This window comes from Modicisalibacter tunisiensis, assembly GCF_020148005.1.
Taxonomy (GTDB): Bacteria; Pseudomonadota; Gammaproteobacteria; order Pseudomonadales; family Halomonadaceae; genus Modicisalibacter; species Modicisalibacter tunisiensis.
The window spans coordinates 1,484,556-1,502,062 of record NZ_JAGXFD010000001.1 but is presented as its reverse complement, the minus strand read 5'-3'; the positions used below and the strand labels follow the sequence as shown (position 1 = coordinate 1,502,062).

Genomic DNA, 17,507 nt, shown 5'->3' with positions numbered 1-17,507 from the left:
CTCGACAGCGGCGGCCCGGTGGCGGAACCATCGCGACTGAAGTCGCTCCCACGGGCAGGCTGCGGATGAACAACCTGCCGAGAGATCACCACTAGATGAAGCGCCCCAGCCCGACGGCGTGACGCAGCCTGTCCATCAGCGGCGCGGCTTCCGCCCGGGCACGATCGGCGCCCTTGCGCAGCACGTCCTCGATATGCCCCGGGTCCTCCATCAGCGCCTGATAGCGCTCGCGGGGCTCGCGCAGGTGGGCGTTGAGGTACTCGAACAGCTCGTTCTTGGCCTCGCCCCAGCCGATGCCCTCGGCGTAGCGCCGGCGCATCGCCGCGCTTTCCTCGGCGCTGGCGAAGGCCGAGTAGATCTGGAACAGGGTGCAGGTATCCGGGTCCTTGGGCTCGCCCGGCTCCAGGGAGTTGGTCTTGATCTTGCGCACCAGCTTGAGCAGCTTCTTCTCGGAGACGAACAGCGGGATGGTGTTGTTGTAGCTCTTGGACATCTTGCGCCCGTCGAGCCCGCCGAGCACCTCGACCTTCTCGTCGACCACGGCCTCGGGCAACGTGAAGTACTGGCTCTTGTAGAGGTGATTGAAGCGCCCGGCCATGTCGCGGGCCATCTCGATGTGCTGGATCTGGTCGCGCCCCACCGGCACCTTGTTGGCGTTGAACATCAGGATGTCGGCGGCCATCAGCACCGGGTAGCCGAACAGCCCCATGGTGATGCCGCGATCGAGGTCCGGGCTGCCGGCCGCCTCGTTCTCGGCGACCGCCGCCTTGTAGGCATGCGCGCGGTTCATCAGCCCCTTGGCGCAGACGCAGGACAGCATCCAGGTCAGCTCGGGGATTTCCGGGATATCCGACTGGCGATAGAAGATGGCGTTGTCGGTATCCAGCCCCAGCGCCAGCCAGGTGGCGGCGATCTCCAGACGCGACTGCTCGACGCGCCCGGGGTCCTGGCACTTGATCAGGGCATGCAGGTCGGCGAGGAAGTAGAAGGACTGGACGTCGGGGTTCTGGCTCTCGGCGATCGCCGGCTTGATCGCGCCGACGTAGTTGCCGAGGTGGGGCGTGCCGGTCGTGGTGATGCCGGTGAGCACGCGGGTCGTCTTGGCGGCTGTACTCATGGAAAGCGGACTCTGCTGTCGGAAATGCCCGCTATGGTAACGCGCCCCCCCGGCCAAGGCGACCGACGCCCGGCGGTAACGCCGGGCGTGCGGCGGGAAGACCCCGGCCCGTCAGCTCGCGACCAGGCTGGCCGGGTCGACGCTGTCGAGGCCGAAGGCCTGGGCCACGGCACGGTAGGTGATCTTGCCGTCGTGGACGTTGAGGCCGGGCAGGAAGTGCGGGTCATCGGCCAGTGCCTGCTTCCAGCCCTTGTCCGCCAGGGCGATGATGAACGGCAGGGTGGCGTTGGTCAGCGCCTGGGTGGAGGTGCGCGCCACGGCGCCGGGCATGTTGGCCACGCAGTAGTGCACCACGCCGTCGACCACGTAGGTGGGCTCGGCATGGGTGGTCGCCTTGCTGGTCTCGAAGCAGCCGCCCTGATCGATGGCGACGTCGACCAGCACGCTGCCCGGCTTCATGTCGGCCAGCTGCGCACGGGTGATCAGCTTGGGCGCGGCGGCGCCCGGTACCAGCACCGCGCCAATGATCAGGTCGGATTCGCGAATCGCCTCTTCCAGGGAATCCGCGGTGGAATAGACGGTGCGCAGCCGTCCCTGGTAGCGATGATCGAGCACCTCCAGGCGCGGCAGCGACCGGTCGAGCACGGTCACCTCAGCGCCCAGCCCCAGCGCCATGCGTGCGGCGTTCTCGCCGACCACGCCGCCGCCGATCACCGTGACCTTGGCCGGCGCCACGCCGGGCACCCCCGGCAGCAGCACGCCGGAACCGCCCTGCGCCTTCTCGAGGCTGTGCGCCCCGGCCTGCACCGCCATGCGACCGGCGACCCGGCTCATCGGTGCCAGCAGCGGCAGGCCGCCCTGGGCATCGGTGATGGTCTCGTAGGCGATACAGGTCGCCCCGGAGGCCATCAGCCCCTTGGTCAGCGACTCCTCGGCCGCCAGGTGCAGGTAGGTGAACAGGGTCTGGCCCGACGAGAGACGCGCGACTTCCTCGCGCTGCGGCTCCTTGACCTTGAGGATCAGCTCGGCGGCGCTCCACAGCGCCTCGACGTCGGACTCCAGGCTCGCCCCGGCCGCCTCGAAGGCGCTGTCGGCGAAACCGGAGCCATCGCCGGCCCCGGTCTGCACGATGACCTGATGGCCGCGCTCGACCAGCTCGCGCACTCCGGTCGGGGTCAGCGCGACGCGATACTCGTGGTTCTTGATTTCCTTGGGAACGGCAATCTTCATGACACCCTCCTGCGATGGACGTGTTGGACAGGGGCGAGCCCGTGGATTCACACGCCATTAGTACAGCAGCTCCGGGGGATCACGATAGACAGCCGGCGCAAAACAAAAACTTCGCCCGGACGAGCCTTTGCCGCCAGAAAAAACCGCGGCAGGAGCCCATCACACGAAAAACTTTCGCGACCTAGGCAGGCTCCGTTACCAGGGCGCCGCCATAGAGGTCGCGAAAGGCCTCCGGCAGGCGACGGGGGCGACCGCTGGACAGCGCCACGCAGGCGAAGCGGGTGCGCGCCCGCAGCAGCGTCGCCCCGTCGCTCGGGCGGATCAGCTGGAAGCGACGCGTCAGCGTCAGGCGGCCGTCGCAGGCCACGATCCAGGTCGCCAGGCGCAGGTCGTCACCGGCGAAGGCCGGTGCCAGGTAGTCCAGCTCGTGGCGATGCACCACCATGCCCCGATCCAGCGCCCGATAGTCATCGAGGCTCAGGCCCAGCGAGCGGGAGTGCGCCCAGCTGGCCTGCTCGACCCAGCGCAGGTATTCGGCATTGTTGACGTGACCGTAATGGTCGATCGCCGCCGCGTCGACGACGATCGTGATCGTGAAGGGGGTCGACAGATCCCAGTCCATGCCTTGCCTCCCGGCCACCTCGGCTAGTCGCGGAACACGCGCACGCCCAGCGCCTTGAGATAGGCCGTCTCGGGAATCGACGGGTGCACCGGATGATCCGGCCCCTGACCGCCCTGATAGAGGATCTGGCCGTGGCGGTCCTGGTGGCGCACCGCGCCGCGCACGCATTCCACCAGCCGTTCGGTGGTCAGGTGCATCGAGCAGGAGGCCGAGAGCAGCAGGCCGTCGCGCCCCAGCAGGCGCATCGCCTCGCGGTTGAGACGGGCGTAGGCGCGCTCGCCGTTGGCGATGTCCTTGCGCCGCTTGATGAAGGCCGGCGGATCGAGGACCACCACGTCGAACTGTTCGCCGTCGGCCTTGAGCGCGGCCAGGGCCTCGAAGGCGTCGGCCTCGCCCACCGCCACCCGGTCGTCGACCCCGTTGAGCGTGGCGTTCTCGGCCACGCGTTCCAGGGCCTCGGCGGAACGGTCCACGCACAGTACCTCGCTGGCGCCGTGCGCCGCCGCCTGGACGCCCCAGCCACCGATGTAGCTGAACAGGTCCAGCACCCGCTTGCCCTCCACCAGGGCGTTGAGCCAGGCGCGGTTGGCACGGTGGTCATAGAACCAGCCGGTCTTCTGGCCGTCGAGCACCGGCGCGACGAAGCGCACGCCGTTCTCCTCGAGCAGCACCGGCTCGGTCAGTTCGCCGTGGACCACCGTCACCTCGCGCTCGAGCTGTTCCTGCCGCCGGCCGGAGGTGTCGTTCTTGAACACGATCGCCCGCGGCGAGAACACCTTGTCGAGTGCCGCGATCACCTCCTCGGCCAGCCGCTCCATGCCCAGGGTGTTGAGCTGAACCACCAGCACGTCGCCGAAACGGTCGACCACCAGCCCCGGCAGCAGGTCGCCCTCGCCGTGCACCAGGCGATAGAACGGCTTGTCGAACAGCCGCTCGCGCAGCGCCAGCGCCTGATTGAAGCGGTGCACCAGCAGCGAGCGATCCAGCCTCACGTTGACATCGCGGGAGACCACGCGGGCACAGATCAGCGAGTGCGGATTGACGTAGGCGATGCCCAGCGGCTTGCCGCTGGCGGCCTCGATGATCGCCTGGCTGCCGGGCTCCACCGTCTTGAGCGGCGTGGCCTGGATATCGATCTCGTTGGAATAGAGCCAGAGATGACCGGCCTTGAGGCGGCGATCGGCGTTCTTCTTCAGGCGCAGGCGTTCGGTCACGGTAACTCCGGGTCAGGTTATCGGGAATGCGGGCATTTTAACGCGCTCGCGCGCCCCGGGGAAAAGCCCGGAGACGTGGTGCAGCGTCTCGCAAGGGGGTGACGAAGCGGGGGATCAGGTCTGGCAGCGCGGACAGAACACGCTCGCCCGCTGGCCCAGGGTGACGCCGCGCAGCTCGCCGCCACAGCGACGGCAGGGCTCGCCCGCGCGTCCGTAGACGTTGAGGCGCTGGGCGAAGTAGCCGGGCTCGCCCACGCCGCTGACGAAGTCGCGCAGCGTGGTGCCGCCCTGGGTGATGGCCGCGGCGAGCACCTCGCGGACGGCCTCGGACAGCCGCGCGTAGCGCTCCCGCGCGATGCGCCCCGCCGGGCGGCGCGGATCGATGCCGGCGAGGAACAGCGCCTCGGCGGCATAGATGTTGCCCACGCCCACCACCACGGCGTTATCCATCAGAAACGGCTTGACCGCCAGACGTCGCCCGCGGGACAGCCGATACAGCCGCTCGCCGTCGAAGTCCGGCGACAGCGGCTCCGGTCCCAGCCGCGCCAGGCGCGGGTCGTCTCCCACGTCGCCGCGCAGCCAGTCGACGAAACCGAAGCGGCGCGGATCGTGATAGCGCAGGATGGCGCCGTCGTCGACCACCAGGTCGACATGATCGTGCTTCTTCGGCGCATCGCCCAGCCGGGCGATGCGCAGGCTGCCCGACATGCCCAGATGCCACAGCAGGGTGCGCGTACCCACGGGGATCGTCAGGTACTTGGCACGCCGGCCCGGCTCACCGACTTGGCGGCCGACGAGGGCATCCTCGAGGTCCGCCGGTACCGGCGTGCGCAGACGGCGCTCGCGCACGATCACCTCGCGTATCTCGCGGCCTTGCAGATACGGCGCGATGCCGCGGCGGGTGGTCTCGACTTCGGGCAACTCGGGCATGGAGCGACTCCGTCACGAACCGAGGCATGGGCAAGCCTCATAGGGTGCAGAGACGAAAAGACCCGGCGAGGCCGGGTCTTTTACGGCAGGCGGCACGCCTGCGGCGGAAGCGCAGATTCACGTTCCGGATCGCGCCACCACAGCAGGCAGCGCGTTCGACGGCGACGCTTACTTGATCTTGGCTTCCTTGTACATCACGTGCTTGCGGACCACCGGATCGTACTTCTTGAATTCAAGCTTGTCCGGGGTGTTCCGCTTGTTCTTGTCGGTGGTGTAGAAGTGGCCGGTACCGGCACTGGACACCAACTTGATCTTGTCACGCATGAGTCTCGTCTCCCCTTAGATGCGCTCGCCGCGCTTGCGAATATCGGTCAGCACCGCCTCGATGCCCTTCTTGTCGATGATGCGCATGCCCTTGGAGGAAACACGCAGCTTGACGAAGCGCTTCTCGGCTTCCACCCAGAAACGGTGGGTGTGCAGGTTGGGCACGAAACGACGACGCGTCTTGCGCTGGGAGTGGGATACGTTGTTACCAGTCACCGGACGCTTGCCGGTAACCTGACATACTTTGGACATGAGAGCCTCCAACCGCTGGGCGAGTTGTTCAAAACCTGTCGGGCAAACCGGGAGAAGAGAGAATGGCAGGTAACCGCCTTCCGCCCCTTAATTAACCCAAGGAAGTCAAAGGGCGTACTTTATACCAGACACCCTGTCTCCCGGCAACTGAAAATGGCGACGAAAACGCCTGGCGACCTCCCCCCTCGCCGCCTGGGTTACAGCCAGCCCCGCTCGGCGAACGACACCACCTCGCCGTCGCCGACCACGAAATGGTCGAGCACGCGGATCTCGAACAGCGCCAGCGCCTCCTTGAGCCGATCGGTGATACGCCGATCGGCATCGCTGGGCTCGGCCACGCCCGAGGGGTGATTGTGGGCGAAGATGATCGCCCCGGCGCCCAGCGCCAGGGCGCGCCTGGCGACCTCGCGGGGATAGACCGAGGCGCTGTCCAGCGTGCCGCGGAACAGCGACTCGAAGCGGATCACCCGATGCTGGGTATCCAGGAACAGCGCGGCAAATTCCTCGTGACCGAGATGGCGCAATCGCGACGCGAGATAGGCCCGCACCAGCGACGGCGAGGTCAGCGCCCCGCCACGCTCGAGCTGGCTGGCCAGATGCCGGCGGGACAGCTCGAGCACCGCCTGCAGCTGCACGTACTTGGCCTCGCCCAATCCGTGCTCGGCGCAGAAGCGCTGGCGATCGGCCTCCAGCAGCGGGCGCAAGCCGCCGAAGGCACCGAGCAGGTCCCGCGCCAGGTCCACCGCCGAGCGTCCCTTCACCCCCACCCGCAGGAAGATGGCCAGCAGCTCCGCATCGCTGAGCGCATCCGGCCCCAGGCTCAACAGCTTCTCGCGAGGGCGCTCACCCTCCGGCCAGTCACGAATTCCCATCGGCTCCCCCACTCCCGCTTCGGGTCTCTTCACGGCATCCATGCACACAATATCAGCAATTACGCATTAATGGACGACCTCCGGGGAAACGTAGGGCAATCACCGTTGGTTTTGACGAGGGGCCGGGGGCAGGTTGAAGAAGGGGTCCTACGCCATGGATGGCGTAGGTAGCGCCCATGGAGGGGTTCACAGCGCCCCTTCGCAAACCTGCCGACGGATCAGCCCGAGTCATGTTGCAGCTATCAGCAATAGCCCTGCGGGGAAACGGTATCGGCTTTGCGGCTCGACAGGCCTGCTGCGGCGCCCGGGCCCGCTATACTGAGGCCGCCCACGGCCATCGCCTGGCTTGGGATACGCGGCGACCAACGCGACAAGGAGTCAGGAGATGGCACTTCACAGGGTGGGCAGCCAGTATGCAGACGCCAGGCCGGGCATCGTCCACCTCGGCCTGGGTGCCTTCCACCGCGCCCACCAGGCCGTCTATCTGGAGCGCAACCTGGCGCGCCACGGCGGCGGCGACTGGGGCATCGTCAGCGCCAACATCCGCTCCAACCACCGCCTCGTCGAGTGCCTGCGCGAGCGCGGCCGGCGCTACCATGTCGTCGAATACACCGACCGCGAGCATGTCACGCTGCGCGAGATCGGCGCGATCCGAGAGACGCTCTACGCCGGCCCCGACGGCGCCGACCGCGAGGCGCTGCTGGCGCGCATGAGCGAGCCCGGGGTGCGCATCGTCACCCTGACCGTCACCGAGAAGGGCTACCATCTGAATCCCGCCGATGGCCGCCTGCTCATCGACGCCCCGCCGATCGCCCACGACATCGCCGAACCCGCCACACCGCACAGCGCCCCGGGGATGCTCGTCGAGGCGCTGGCCCGCCGCCGTGCCGCCGGCACGCCGCCCTTCACGGTACTCAGCTGCGACAACGTGTCGGACAACGGCAAACGCGTTCGCCGCGCGGTGATCGAGCTGGCGTGCCACCGCGACGCGCACCTTGCCGGGTGGATCGCCGAGCACGTCGCCTTTCCCTGCAGCATGGTCGACCGCATCGTCCCGGCGATGACCGACGACGATGTCACGGGCCTCGCGGCGCTGGGCATCGACGACCCGGCGGCGGTGGTCTGCGAGGCCTTCAGCCAGTGGGTGGTCGAGGATGACTTCCCCCAGGGCCGCCCCGACTGGGAACACGACGGCGTACAGATGGTCGCCGACGTCGCGCCCTTCGAAGCCATGAAGCTGCGTCTGCTCAACGGCAGCCACTCGCTGCTCGCCTATCTCGGCGCGCTGGCGGGCATCGAGACGGTGGCGGAAGCCGTCGGCCGCCCGGAATTCGTCACGCTGCTGTGCCGCTACATGGGCAACGAAGCCGCGCCGACACTGACCATGCCCACGGGCACCGACCTCGACGCCTACGCCACGAGCCTGCTCGCGCGCTTCGCCAACGACAGCCTGCGCCACCGCCTGCAGCAGATCGCCATGGACGGCTCGCAGAAGCTGCCCCAGCGCTGGCTCGCCGGCGCCCGCACACGGCTCGACGCCGGCGGCGACCTCGTCTGCACGGCGCTCGGCGTGGCGGCCTGGATTCGCTACACTGCCGGCAGCAACCTGTCGGGCGAGAGCCACCCGGTGGACGACCCCATGGCCGAGACCTTCGCCGCCCTGCACGAGGCCCATCAGGAGCCGGCCGGACTGATCGCGGCCTTTCTCGCCCTCGATGCCATCGTCCCGCGCGAACTGGCCGGGGACGCCCGCTTTTCCGGGGCGGTGCTCGATGCCTACCGCGCACTGAACGAGAGCGGCGTGGAAGCCGCGATCCGCCGGGCGGGCTGACGCCGGCATTACGCACCGCGCCCCGCGAAATGGTAAAGTTGCCCTTTCATTCTCGAAGGTGAACCGTCATGTCGGGTTTCGGGCCGCCCCTGGCCGGAAAGCGCATCCTGCTGGGCATCAGCGGCGGCATCGCCGCCTACAAGAGCGCCATGCTCGCCCGCCTGCTCAAGAAGGCGGGCGCCGAGGTGCGCGTGGTGATGACCGAGGGCGCGCAGGCCTTCATCACGCCGCTGACCCTCCAGGCGCTGACCGGCGAGGCCGTGCGCACCTCGCTGCTCGACCCCGAGGCGGAAGCCGGCATGGGCCACATCGAGCTGGCCCGCTGGGCCGAGCTGGTGCTGATCGCCCCGGCCACCGCCGACCTGATGGCCCGCCTGGCCCACGGCCACGCCGATGACCTCCTGACCACCCTGTGCCTGGCCACCACCGCCGAGTGCGTGCTGGCTCCGGCGATGAACCAGGCGATGTGGGCACACCCGGCGACCCGCGACAATACCCGCCGCCTCGAGGGCCACGGCTGGCGCCTGCTGGGTCCCGACAGCGGCGACCAGGCCTGCGGCGACATCGGCGCCGGGCGCATGCTCGAGCCCGAGGCGATCGTCGAGCAGCTTCTCATGGCACCCAATGCCGCGTCCGACAGGGCGCCCGAAGCCGCGCCGCCTGCCGCGACTCACGAGCCGGTCACCGGCGATGCCGCGGGCCTGACCCTGACCCTGACCGCCGGCCCGACCCGCGAGGCGCTCGACCCGGTGCGCTATCTCTCGAACCACAGTTCGGGCAAGATGGGCTATGCGCTGGCCGCCGCCGCCGCCGCCCGCGGCGCCCGTGTGCGCCTGATCAGCGGCCCGGTGGCGCTGGGGACGCCCGCCGGGGTCGAGCGCGTCGACGTCACCTCGGCCGACGAGATGCTCGCCGCCGTCCGCGAGGCCGTCGCCGACAGCGACGTCTTCATCGGCTGCGCGGCGGTCGCCGACTACCGTGCCGCCCGCCCCGCCGAGCACAAGATCAAGAAGACCGACGAGACCGACACCCTGACCCTGGAGCTGGTCAAGAATCCCGACATCATCGCCACGATCGCCGCCGAGACCCCGCGCCCCTTCGTGGTGGGCTTTGCGGCCGAGACCCGCGATCTCGAGGCCTATGCCCGCGACAAGCTCGCCCGCAAGAACCTCGACATGATCGTCGCCAATGATGTCTCGCGCCCCGGGCTGGGTTTCGGCGCCGACGACAACGCCGCACTGGTACTGTGGCGGGATGGCCTCGGCGGCGAGGGACGCCGCGAGCTGCCGGCCCAGTCCAAGAGCGCGCTGGCCGAGGCCGTGATCGACCAGGTCATCGCGCGCTTTCGCGAGCGCGCTTCCACGAACGCTTCCGTGTCCCGACAGGACTGCCGATGAACGACACCCTTTCCCCGACCCCGCAAGCCACCCGACCGCCGCTGGCCGTGAAGGTGCTCGACGAGCGCGTCCACGCCTACCCGCTGCCGCACTACGCCACCACCGGCAGCGCCGGCATGGACCTGCGCGTCCTGCTCGACGCGCCGCTCGAGCTGGCGCCGGGCGACTGCGAGCTGGTGCGCACCGGCCTGGCCGTGCACATCGCCGACCCCGGGCTCGCCGGCATGATCCTGCCCCGCTCGGGCCTGGGCCACAGGCACGGCATCGTGCTGGGCAACCTGGTCGGGCTGATCGATTCCGACTACCAGGGCGAGCTGATGATCTCGGTCTGGAACCGCGGCCGCGAGCCCTTCGTGCTCGAGCCCGGCGAACGCCTGGCCCAGTTCGTGCTGGTACCGGTGGTGCAGGCCGACATCGAGGTCGTCGACGACTTCGCCGCCAGCCAGCGCGGAGAAGGGGGCTTCGGCCACTCCGGCCGCCACTAAGCACTGCCTGAAAAGGACTACGCTCGGCAATACGACGTTGAAAATCGGTTCAAGATGCTCATTTACACCCCGTAAGCTCCGCTCTTTCACCGATTTTTGCCTTGTCCTGACTTCGCTCGTCGGCTTTTCAGGCAGCACTCAGGCTCGACCGAAAACTGACCGCGCCTGCCGGCTTTTCGGACGAGCCTGAGAAAGCAGCACGGGCCGCCGACGGCGGCCGACAACCGGCGGATGACCACCCGCCCCGTTCGTTTTGCATCCCATGACCAAGGAGGGACCCATGAGCGATATCACCCCATCCATCTTCCGGGCCTACGACATCCGCGGCACCGTCGATGACACCCTGACCGAGGCCAATGTCGAGCTGATCGGCCGGGCCATCGGCAGCGAGGCCGCCGAACGCGGCGAGCAGACCGTCATCGTCGCCCGCGACGGCCGCCACTCGGGGCCGCGCCTGCAGGCCGCACTGATCAAGGGACTGACCGCCGCCGGCCGCGATGTCATCGACATCGGCATGGTGCCCACGCCGGTGCTCTATTTCGCCACGCATACCCTCGAGGGCAGCACTTCCGGGGTGATGGTCACCGGCAGCCACAACCCGCCCGAGTACAACGGCTTCAAGATCGTGCTGGGCGGCGAGACGCTCTCCGGTGACGCCATCACCGCCCTGTACCAGCGCATCGTCGACGACAACCTGACCCACGGCGAGGGCAAGGTCAGTGAACATGACGTGCGCGACGCCTATCTCGAGCGCATCCTCGGCGACGTCAAGCTGGGCGGCCCGATCAAGGCGGTGGTCGACTGCGGCAACGGCGTGGCCGGCGAACTGGGGCCCCAGCTGGTCGCGCGGCTCGGCGCCGAGACCGTGACGCTATTCGACGAGATCGACGGCGACTTCCCCAACCACCATCCGGACCCGGGCAAGCTCGAGAACCTCGAGGACCTGATCCGCACGGTCAAGGAAACCGGCGCCGACATCGGCCTGGCCTTCGACGGCGACGGCGACCGCCTCGGCGTGGTCACCCCCAAGGGGGAAGTGATCTATCCCGACCGGCTGATGATGGCCTTCGCCGAGGACATGCTCACCCGCAACCCCGGCGCCCGTGTCATCTTCGACGTCAAGTGCACCGGCAATCTCGCCAAGGTGATCGATGACGCTGGCGGCGAGCCGGAGATGTGGCGCACCGGTCACTCGCTGATCAAGGCGCGCATGAAGGAGACCGGCGCGCAGCTCGCCGGCGAGATGAGCGGCCACATCTTCTTCAAGGAGCGCTGGTACGGCTTCGACGATGGCCTCTACGGCGCCGCACGGCTGCTGGAGATCCTCTCCAGGCAGGCCGACGACGCCGACGCCTTCTTCGCCCACTTCCCGCAGGATCTCGGCACCCCGGAACTCAACGTCAAGGTCACCGACGACAACAAGTTCGCGATCGTCGACAAGCTGGCCCGCGAGGGCGACTTCGGCGACGAGGGCGTCAAGACCACCCTCGACGGCATCCGCGTCGACTATCCCGACGGCTGGGGCCTGTGCCGTGCCTCCAACACCACGCCGGTGCTGGTGCTGCGCTTCGAGGGCAAGAGCCAGGAGGCGCTCGAGCGCGTCCAGGCGCGCTTCCGCGATGCCCTGAAGCAGGTCGCCCCGGACGCCGAACTGCCGTTCTGACCCCACCCCCGCCGCCGGCACTCGCGCCGGCGGCGTTCCATCCTGAGGAGACCGATCGCCCATGAGCGAACAACCCCGCGATCCCCGCCTCGTCGTCGAGGTGCTCTCCGAGGCGCTGCCCTACATCCAGCGCTTCTCCGGCAAGACCGTGGTCGTCAAGTACGGCGGCAACGCCATGACCGAGGACACCCTGATCGACTCCTTCGCCCGCGACATGGTGCTGATGAAGGAAGTCGGCATCAATCCGGTGGTGGTCCACGGCGGCGGCCCGCAGATCGGCGAGCTGCTCGCCAAGCTCCGGATCGAGTCACGCTTCGTCAACGGCATGCGGGTCACCGATGCCGAGACCATGGACGTGGTGGAGATGGTGCTCGGCGGGCTGGTCAACAAGAGCATCGTCAACCTGATCAACCAGTGCGGCGGCAAGGCCATCGGCCTGACCGGCAAGGACGGCGCCCAGATCCGCGCCCGCCAGCTCAAGGTCGAGCACAAGACGCCCGAGATGGCCGCCTCGGAAATCATCGACATCGGCCACGTCGGCGAGGTCGAGCACGTGTCCACGGACCTGATCGAGATGCTCGCCGCCCGCGACTTCATCCCGGTCATCGCGCCGATCGGCGTCGACGCCGAGGGCCGCAGCTACAACATCAACGCCGACCTGGTGGCCGGCAAGGTCGCCGAGGCGCTCCAGGCCGAGAAGCTGATGCTGCTGACCAACGTCGCCGGCCTGATGGACGCCGGAGGCGAGGTACTCACCGGGCTCACCACCGAGCAGGTCGACGCCCTGATCGCCGACGGCACCATCCACGGCGGCATGCTGCCCAAGATCCGCTGCGCCCTGGAGGCGGTGAAGGGCGGCGTGGCCAGCTCGCACATCATCGACGGCCGCGTGCCGCACGCGACCCTGCTGGAGATCTTCACCAACGCCGGGGTCGGCACGCTGATCTCGAATCAGCCGGCCCCCCAGGACCCGGCCTGACTCCGGCCGGCGACAGGACGGTCGCGCCTGCCGAAATAGAATGAGCGCGGTTTGCTACCAGGCAGGCCCGACAGTACGATTGGGGACATCATAAAATATTAGAAGAATCCTCATGACGCAGGTAACCACCAAGCAGAACCGCCGCGAGCAGATCCTCCAGGCGCTGGCGCTGATGCTCGAGGAGGACAGCGGCAAGCGCATCACCACGGCCTCGCTGGCCCGTCAGGTCGGCGTCAGCGAAGCCGCGCTGTACCGCCATTTCCCCAGCAAGGCGCGGATGTTCGAGGGGCTGATCGAGTTCATCGAGTCGACCCTGTTCGAGCGCATCCGGCTGATCCTCGACGAGACCCAGGAGGCCCTGCCTCGCTGTCAGCATATCCTGATGCTGTTGCTGGGGTTCGCCGAGAAGAACCCGGGGCTGTGTCGACTGCTCAACGGCGACGCCCTGACCGGCGAGACCGCCCGGCTGCGGGTGCGCATGGGCCAGCTCTTCGAGCGCCTGGAAACCCAGCTCAAGCAGGTGCTGCGCGAAGCCGAGCTGCGCGAGGGGCTGCGCCCGTCGCTGCCGGTTCCCGCCGCCGCCAACCTGCTGCTGGCCTATGCCGAGGGGCGTATCGGCCAGTACGTGCGCAGCGACTTCCGGCGCCGCCCCACCGACCAGTGGGACACCCAGTGGGCCCACCTGTCCCGCGAGCTGCTGAGAGGGGTCGCACAAACCCAGGCCTGCTGAAGACGACGACGCCCGGCATCGAGCCGGGCGTCGTGTCATTCGGTCCAGGGGCAACATGCGCGAGGGGCCCGCAGGGAATCAGGCCACCATTCTCTCGCCCAGCTGCTGGCGAATCTTCTTCATGGCGTTCTTCTCGAGCTGGCGGATACGCTCCGCCGACACGCCGTAGACCTCCGCCAGCTCGTGCAGCGTCGCCTTGTCCTCGGCCAGCCAGCGGCGCTGGAGGATGTCGCGGGAACGCCCGTCGAGGCCGGCCAGCGCGTCCTGCAGACGGCGGGTCGAGTCGGCCTCCCAGTCGCTGTCCTCGAGCTGGGTCGCCGGGTCGTAGCTGGCGTCGTCGAGGTAGTGGGCAGGCGCCTGGTAGCCCTGCTCCTCCTCCTCGCTGGGCGAGGCATCGAAGCCGGCGTCGAACGCGGACAGGCGGCCTTCCATCTCGCGCACCACCTCGGGCTTGACGTCGAGATCCCTGGCGATGGCATCGACCTCGTCGCTGTTCAGCCAGGCCAGGCGCTTCTTGGCGCTGCGCAGGTTGAAGAACAGCTTGCGCTGCGCCTTGGTGGTCGCCACCTTGACGATGCGCCAGTTGCGCAGCACGAATTCGTGAATCTCGGCCTTGATCCAGTGCACGGCGAACGACACCAGCCGCACGCCCTGATTGGGATCGAAGCGCTTGACGGCCTTCATCAGCCCGACGTTGCCTTCCTGGATCAGGTCGGCCTGGGGCAGGCCGTAGCCGGAATAGCTGCGGGCGATGTGCACGACGAAGCGCAGGTGGGACATGACCAGTCGACGCGCCGCCTCGAGATCGTTCTCGTCGTACAGGCGGAAGGCGAGCTCGCGCTCCTCGTCGGCGGTCAGGACCGAAATGCTGTTGACTGCCTGAATGTAGCCGTTCAGGTCATGGCCGGGTGAAAGCTGGCCAATAGGCTGAAGACTGGTGCTCATGCAAGATGTCTCCATGTTGCCCTTGAAGGACCGATGCCGCATGACCTCGATCCGGTAACTCTTCGTTATCCAACCTTGATTCCCTGACCTCGGACCCTCAGCGTAGAAAGAAGTTCAACTTTCGTGCAAGCCGCCGAGGCCCCTGTACAGGGTGTGTCTTGATCCGCGTCTAGCGTGGGCGCGCATCGGCGAGATGACGATGCACGGCGATCCAGCCGCCCAGCCAGCCCACCAGTGTACTCGAAGCCAGCAGCATTGCCGAGCCCTGCCAGCCCAGCGCCGGCATGCCGAAGTGCGCCCCGTAGCTCTGGGCCAGGTCATGCAGCGGCGCCGCCAGCCAGCGCCCGCCCAGCGCCAGCAGCAACCAGGCGACCACCCCGCCCCCCAGGCCGTACCAGGCGCCGCTGTAGAGGAAGGGCCGACGCACGAAGGCATGGGTGGCACCGATCAGCGTCACCACCTCGATCTCCCGGCGACGGCTCTCCACCGCCAGACGAATGGTGTTGCCCACCACCAGCAGGGCACCAAGCCCGAACAGCCCGCCCAGGGCCAGCGTCAGCCGACGGCCGAACGCCGCCAGCTGCCGCAGGCGCTCGAGCCAGGCCAGGTCGACGCGCACCTCGTCGACACCGTCGACGCGTTCGAGCTGGTCGCCGAGGTCGCGTACCGCCGCGGGAGACGTGTCGACGGGCGAGATCACCACGCTGGCCGGCAACGGGTTGTCGTCGAGTTCGGCCAGGGCATCCTCGAGCCCCAGCGCCTGCTGGAACTCGGCCGCCCCCTCGGCGGCGGTGATCAGCCGGGCGCTCGCCACGTCCGGATGGCGTCTCAGGGTGTCGGCGATCGTCATGGACCGGCTCTCGCTGACCGCGGGCGACAGATAGACGGTCAGCGTGGCGCTGTCCTGAAGCCGCCGGCCGATGTCGTCGGCGCCGGACAGCGCCAGCCACAGTCCGGCCGGCAGCACCAGGGCGATGCCGATGGCGAGCATGGTCAGCAGGCTGCTCAGCGGGCGGCGCAGCAGGCGCCGGGCGCTGTCGAGGCCCACGGCCCGATGATGGCGCAGCCAGGCCCGGGTGCGACTGTCGATACCCGCTCGCCGGCTGCGCGCCCCGCGCCGCGGCGGTGACTGGCGAGACCCCGATGCCTTCATGCGCCCTCCCCGTCGCCGATCTGCTCATCGCTGACCAGCCGCCCCTCGCGCAGACGCAGCACGCGATGCCGCAGCCGCGCGATCAGCGCCAGGTCGTGACTGGCCACCAGCACCGTGGTACCGATGCGATTGAACTCCTCGAACAGGCGCATGATATCGGCGGACAGCTGGGGATCGAGATTGCCGGTGGGCTCGTCGGCGAGCAGCAGCGGCGGCTTGTTGACCACCGCCCGGGCGATGCCCACGCGCTGCTGCTCGCCCGTGGAGAGCTCGATGGGCAGGGCCCGCTCGCGGTGCAGCAGGCCCACCTTGTCGAGCGCCGCCCGGACCCGCCGGGCCGACTCGTGCGGCTCGACCCCCTGGATCGCCAGCGGCAGGGCGACATTGGCGAAGACATCGCGATCGAACAGCAGCTGGTGGTCCTGGAAGACCACGCCGATCTGGCGCCGGTAGTAGGGGATCTGGCTGGCGTGCAGGCGGTCGATGTCGTGCCCGGCCACCAGCAGCCGCCCCCGGGACGGCCGCTCGAGGCGCATGATCAGCCGCAGCAGCGAACTCTTGCCGGCCCCGGAGTGGCCGGTCAGGAACAGCATTTCGCCGCGGGCGATGCGGAAGTTGATGTCGGCGAGCGCCTCGTAGCGCCCGCCGTAACGCTTGCCGACGTGCTCGAAGGCGATCATGCGTTCACGAATCCGCCGGCTCGTCGCGATCGAACAGCGCCGTCACGAAGTCGTCGGCGGCGAAGGGCCGCAGGTCGTCGAGCGACTCGCCGACGCCGATGAAGCGGATCGGCGTGGCCAGCTGCTTGGCCAGCGCGAAGATGATGCCGCCCTTGGCGGTGCCGTCGAGCTTGGTCAGGGTGATGCCGGTGACCGGGATCGCCTCGTTGAAGGTCTGGGCCTGGGCCAGGGCGTTCTGGCCGGTGCCGGCATCCAGCACCAGCATCACCTCGTGCGGCGCCTGCGCATCGAGCTTGGCCATCACCCGCTGCACCTTCTTGAGCTCCTCCATCAGGTGGCCCTTGTTGTGCAGGCGCCCGGCGGTATCGGCGATCAGCACGTCGACGCCCCGCGCCCTGGCGGCGGCCAGCGCATCGTAGATCACCGAGGCGCTGTCGGCACCGGTGTGCTGGGCGATCACCGGTACCGAGTTGCGCTCGCCCCAGACCTTGAGCTGCTCCACCGCCGCGGCGCGGAAGGTGTCTCCGGCGGCGAGCATCACGCTGCGCCCCTCGTTCTGGAAGCGCTGGGTCAGCTTGCCGATGGTGGTGGTCTTGCCCACGCCGTTGACGCCGACCATCAGGATGACGAACGGCCCCTCGCCCCTGGGCGGCAGGGTCAGCGGCGTGGTCACCGGCGCCAGCAGCGCGCCGAGCTCTTCCTGCAGGGCGCGATACAGCGCCTGGGGATCATTGAGCTCCTTGCGCGAGACGCGCTCGGTCAGGTTGTCGATGATCTCGGTGGTGGCCTCGATGCCCACGTCCGCCATCAGCAGCTGGGTCTCGATCTCCTCCATCAGATCGTCGTCGATCTGCTTCTTGCCCAGGAACAGATCGGCCAGCCCCTCGGTCAGGTTGGCGCGGGTCTTGCCGAGCCCGGCGCGGATGCGCGCCAGCCAGCCCCGCTTCTCGCCGCGCGGCTTCTCGCGGCCGGCGGTGGCACTGTCCGCCCGCGGCTCGGGCTCGGGCTCGGGCTCGGGCTCGGGCTCGGGCTCGGGCTCGGGCTCGGGCTCGGGCTCGGGCTCGGGCTCGGGCTCGGGCTCGG

General features: G+C 68.6%; 18 protein-coding genes. 6 read left to right on the top strand and 12 right to left on the bottom strand.

Annotated features, from left to right (window positions below; genetic code table 11):
- Positions 1 to 91: 91 nt before the first annotated feature.
- The 8 genes from KGQ91_RS07015 to radC all read right to left on the bottom strand — a co-directional run bounded on the left by KGQ91_RS07015 (position 92) and on the right by radC (position 6,561).
- Positions 92 to 1,117 (bottom strand): tryptophan--tRNA ligase, encoded by a 1,026-nt coding sequence (locus tag KGQ91_RS07015; protein ID WP_224420623.1) that lies wholly within the window; start codon positions 1,115 to 1,117, stop codon positions 92 to 94.
- A 111-nt stretch (positions 1,118 to 1,228) separates the two neighbouring features.
- Positions 1,229 to 2,347, bottom strand: a complete 1,119-nt coding sequence (gene ald, locus KGQ91_RS07010) for an alanine dehydrogenase (RefSeq protein ID WP_163649983.1) — start codon at positions 2,345 to 2,347, stop codon at positions 1,229 to 1,231.
- Between the two features lie 181 nt (positions 2,348 to 2,528).
- On the bottom strand, positions 2,529 to 2,969 hold the full coding sequence (locus tag KGQ91_RS07005; RefSeq protein ID WP_163649982.1) for an acyl-CoA thioesterase: 441 nt from the start codon (positions 2,967 to 2,969) through the stop codon (positions 2,529 to 2,531).
- A gap of 23 nt (positions 2,970 to 2,992) precedes the next feature.
- Positions 2,993 to 4,183 carry a class I SAM-dependent rRNA methyltransferase gene (locus KGQ91_RS07000; RefSeq protein WP_224420622.1) on the bottom strand — a complete coding sequence of 397 codons (1,191 nt, stop codon included), beginning with the start codon at positions 4,181 to 4,183 and terminating at the stop codon, positions 2,993 to 2,995.
- 114 nt (positions 4,184 to 4,297) lie between these two features.
- Positions 4,298 to 5,113, bottom strand: a complete 816-nt coding sequence (gene mutM / locus KGQ91_RS06995) for a bifunctional DNA-formamidopyrimidine glycosylase/DNA-(apurinic or apyrimidinic site) lyase (RefSeq protein WP_224420621.1) — start codon at positions 5,111 to 5,113, stop codon at positions 4,298 to 4,300.
- Between the two features lie 168 nt (positions 5,114 to 5,281).
- Positions 5,282 to 5,437: a 50S ribosomal protein L33 gene (rpmG, locus tag KGQ91_RS06990; protein WP_016417370.1), complete on the bottom strand. Its 156-nt coding sequence runs from the start codon at positions 5,435 to 5,437 to the stop codon at positions 5,282 to 5,284.
- A 15-nt stretch (positions 5,438 to 5,452) separates the two neighbouring features.
- The gene (gene rpmB, locus KGQ91_RS06985; protein ID WP_163649979.1) at positions 5,453 to 5,689 is read right to left on the bottom strand and encodes a 50S ribosomal protein L28; all 237 of its coding nucleotides are present in this window, start codon (positions 5,687 to 5,689) and stop codon (positions 5,453 to 5,455) included.
- A 197-nt stretch (positions 5,690 to 5,886) separates the two neighbouring features.
- Positions 5,887 to 6,561, bottom strand: coding sequence for a RadC family protein (gene radC, locus KGQ91_RS06980; protein WP_224420620.1), 675 nt, complete (start codon positions 6,559 to 6,561; stop codon positions 5,887 to 5,889).
- A gap of 385 nt (positions 6,562 to 6,946) precedes the next feature.
- On the opposite strand from radC, the gene KGQ91_RS06975 reads away from it, so the two are divergent.
- The 6 genes from KGQ91_RS06975 to slmA all read left to right on the top strand — a co-directional run bounded on the left by KGQ91_RS06975 (position 6,947) and on the right by slmA (position 13,646).
- A complete protein-coding gene (locus KGQ91_RS06975) occupies positions 6,947 to 8,392 on the top strand; it encodes a mannitol dehydrogenase family protein (protein WP_224420619.1) in 1,446 nt (481 codons plus the stop codon).
- Between the two features lie 68 nt (positions 8,393 to 8,460).
- Positions 8,461 to 9,789 (top strand): bifunctional phosphopantothenoylcysteine decarboxylase/phosphopantothenate--cysteine ligase CoaBC, encoded by a 1,329-nt coding sequence (gene coaBC, locus KGQ91_RS06970; protein ID WP_224420618.1) that lies wholly within the window; start codon positions 8,461 to 8,463, stop codon positions 9,787 to 9,789.
- A complete protein-coding gene (gene dut, locus KGQ91_RS06965) occupies positions 9,786 to 10,274 on the top strand; it encodes a dUTP diphosphatase (protein WP_224420617.1) in 489 nt (162 codons plus the stop codon). Before coaBC ends, dut begins: the two co-directional genes overlap by 4 nt.
- A 280-nt stretch (positions 10,275 to 10,554) precedes the next feature.
- Positions 10,555 to 11,937 carry a phosphomannomutase/phosphoglucomutase gene (locus KGQ91_RS06960; protein WP_224420616.1) on the top strand — a complete coding sequence of 461 codons (1,383 nt, stop codon included), beginning with the start codon at positions 10,555 to 10,557 and terminating at the stop codon, positions 11,935 to 11,937.
- Between the two features lie 61 nt (positions 11,938 to 11,998).
- Positions 11,999 to 12,916: an acetylglutamate kinase gene (gene argB / locus KGQ91_RS06955; RefSeq protein ID WP_224415748.1), complete on the top strand. Its 918-nt coding sequence runs from the start codon at positions 11,999 to 12,001 to the stop codon at positions 12,914 to 12,916.
- A 112-nt stretch (positions 12,917 to 13,028) separates the two neighbouring features.
- A complete protein-coding gene (gene slmA, locus KGQ91_RS06950; RefSeq protein ID WP_224415749.1) occupies positions 13,029 to 13,646 on the top strand; it encodes a nucleoid occlusion factor SlmA in 618 nt (205 codons plus the stop codon).
- A gap of 78 nt (positions 13,647 to 13,724) precedes the next feature.
- On the opposite strand, the gene rpoH is transcribed toward slmA, so the two are convergent.
- From rpoH to ftsY, 4 genes are all read right to left on the bottom strand, one after another.
- Positions 13,725 to 14,591, bottom strand: coding sequence for an RNA polymerase sigma factor RpoH (rpoH, locus tag KGQ91_RS06945; protein ID WP_224415750.1), 867 nt, complete (start codon positions 14,589 to 14,591; stop codon positions 13,725 to 13,727).
- A gap of 169 nt (positions 14,592 to 14,760) precedes the next feature.
- Entirely contained in the window at positions 14,761 to 15,744 is a 984-nt protein-coding gene (gene ftsX / locus KGQ91_RS06940; protein WP_224415751.1) for a permease-like cell division protein FtsX, read from the bottom strand.
- Positions 15,741 to 16,424, bottom strand: coding sequence for a cell division ATP-binding protein FtsE (gene ftsE, locus KGQ91_RS06935; protein ID WP_224415752.1), 684 nt, complete (start codon positions 16,422 to 16,424; stop codon positions 15,741 to 15,743). The genes ftsX and ftsE overlap by 4 nt, the downstream gene beginning before the upstream one ends.
- Before the next feature lie 4 nt (positions 16,425 to 16,428).
- Positions 16,429 to 17,507: signal recognition particle-docking protein FtsY (ftsY, locus tag KGQ91_RS06930; RefSeq protein WP_224420615.1), on the bottom strand; the 1,079-nt coding region annotated here is incomplete at its 5' end.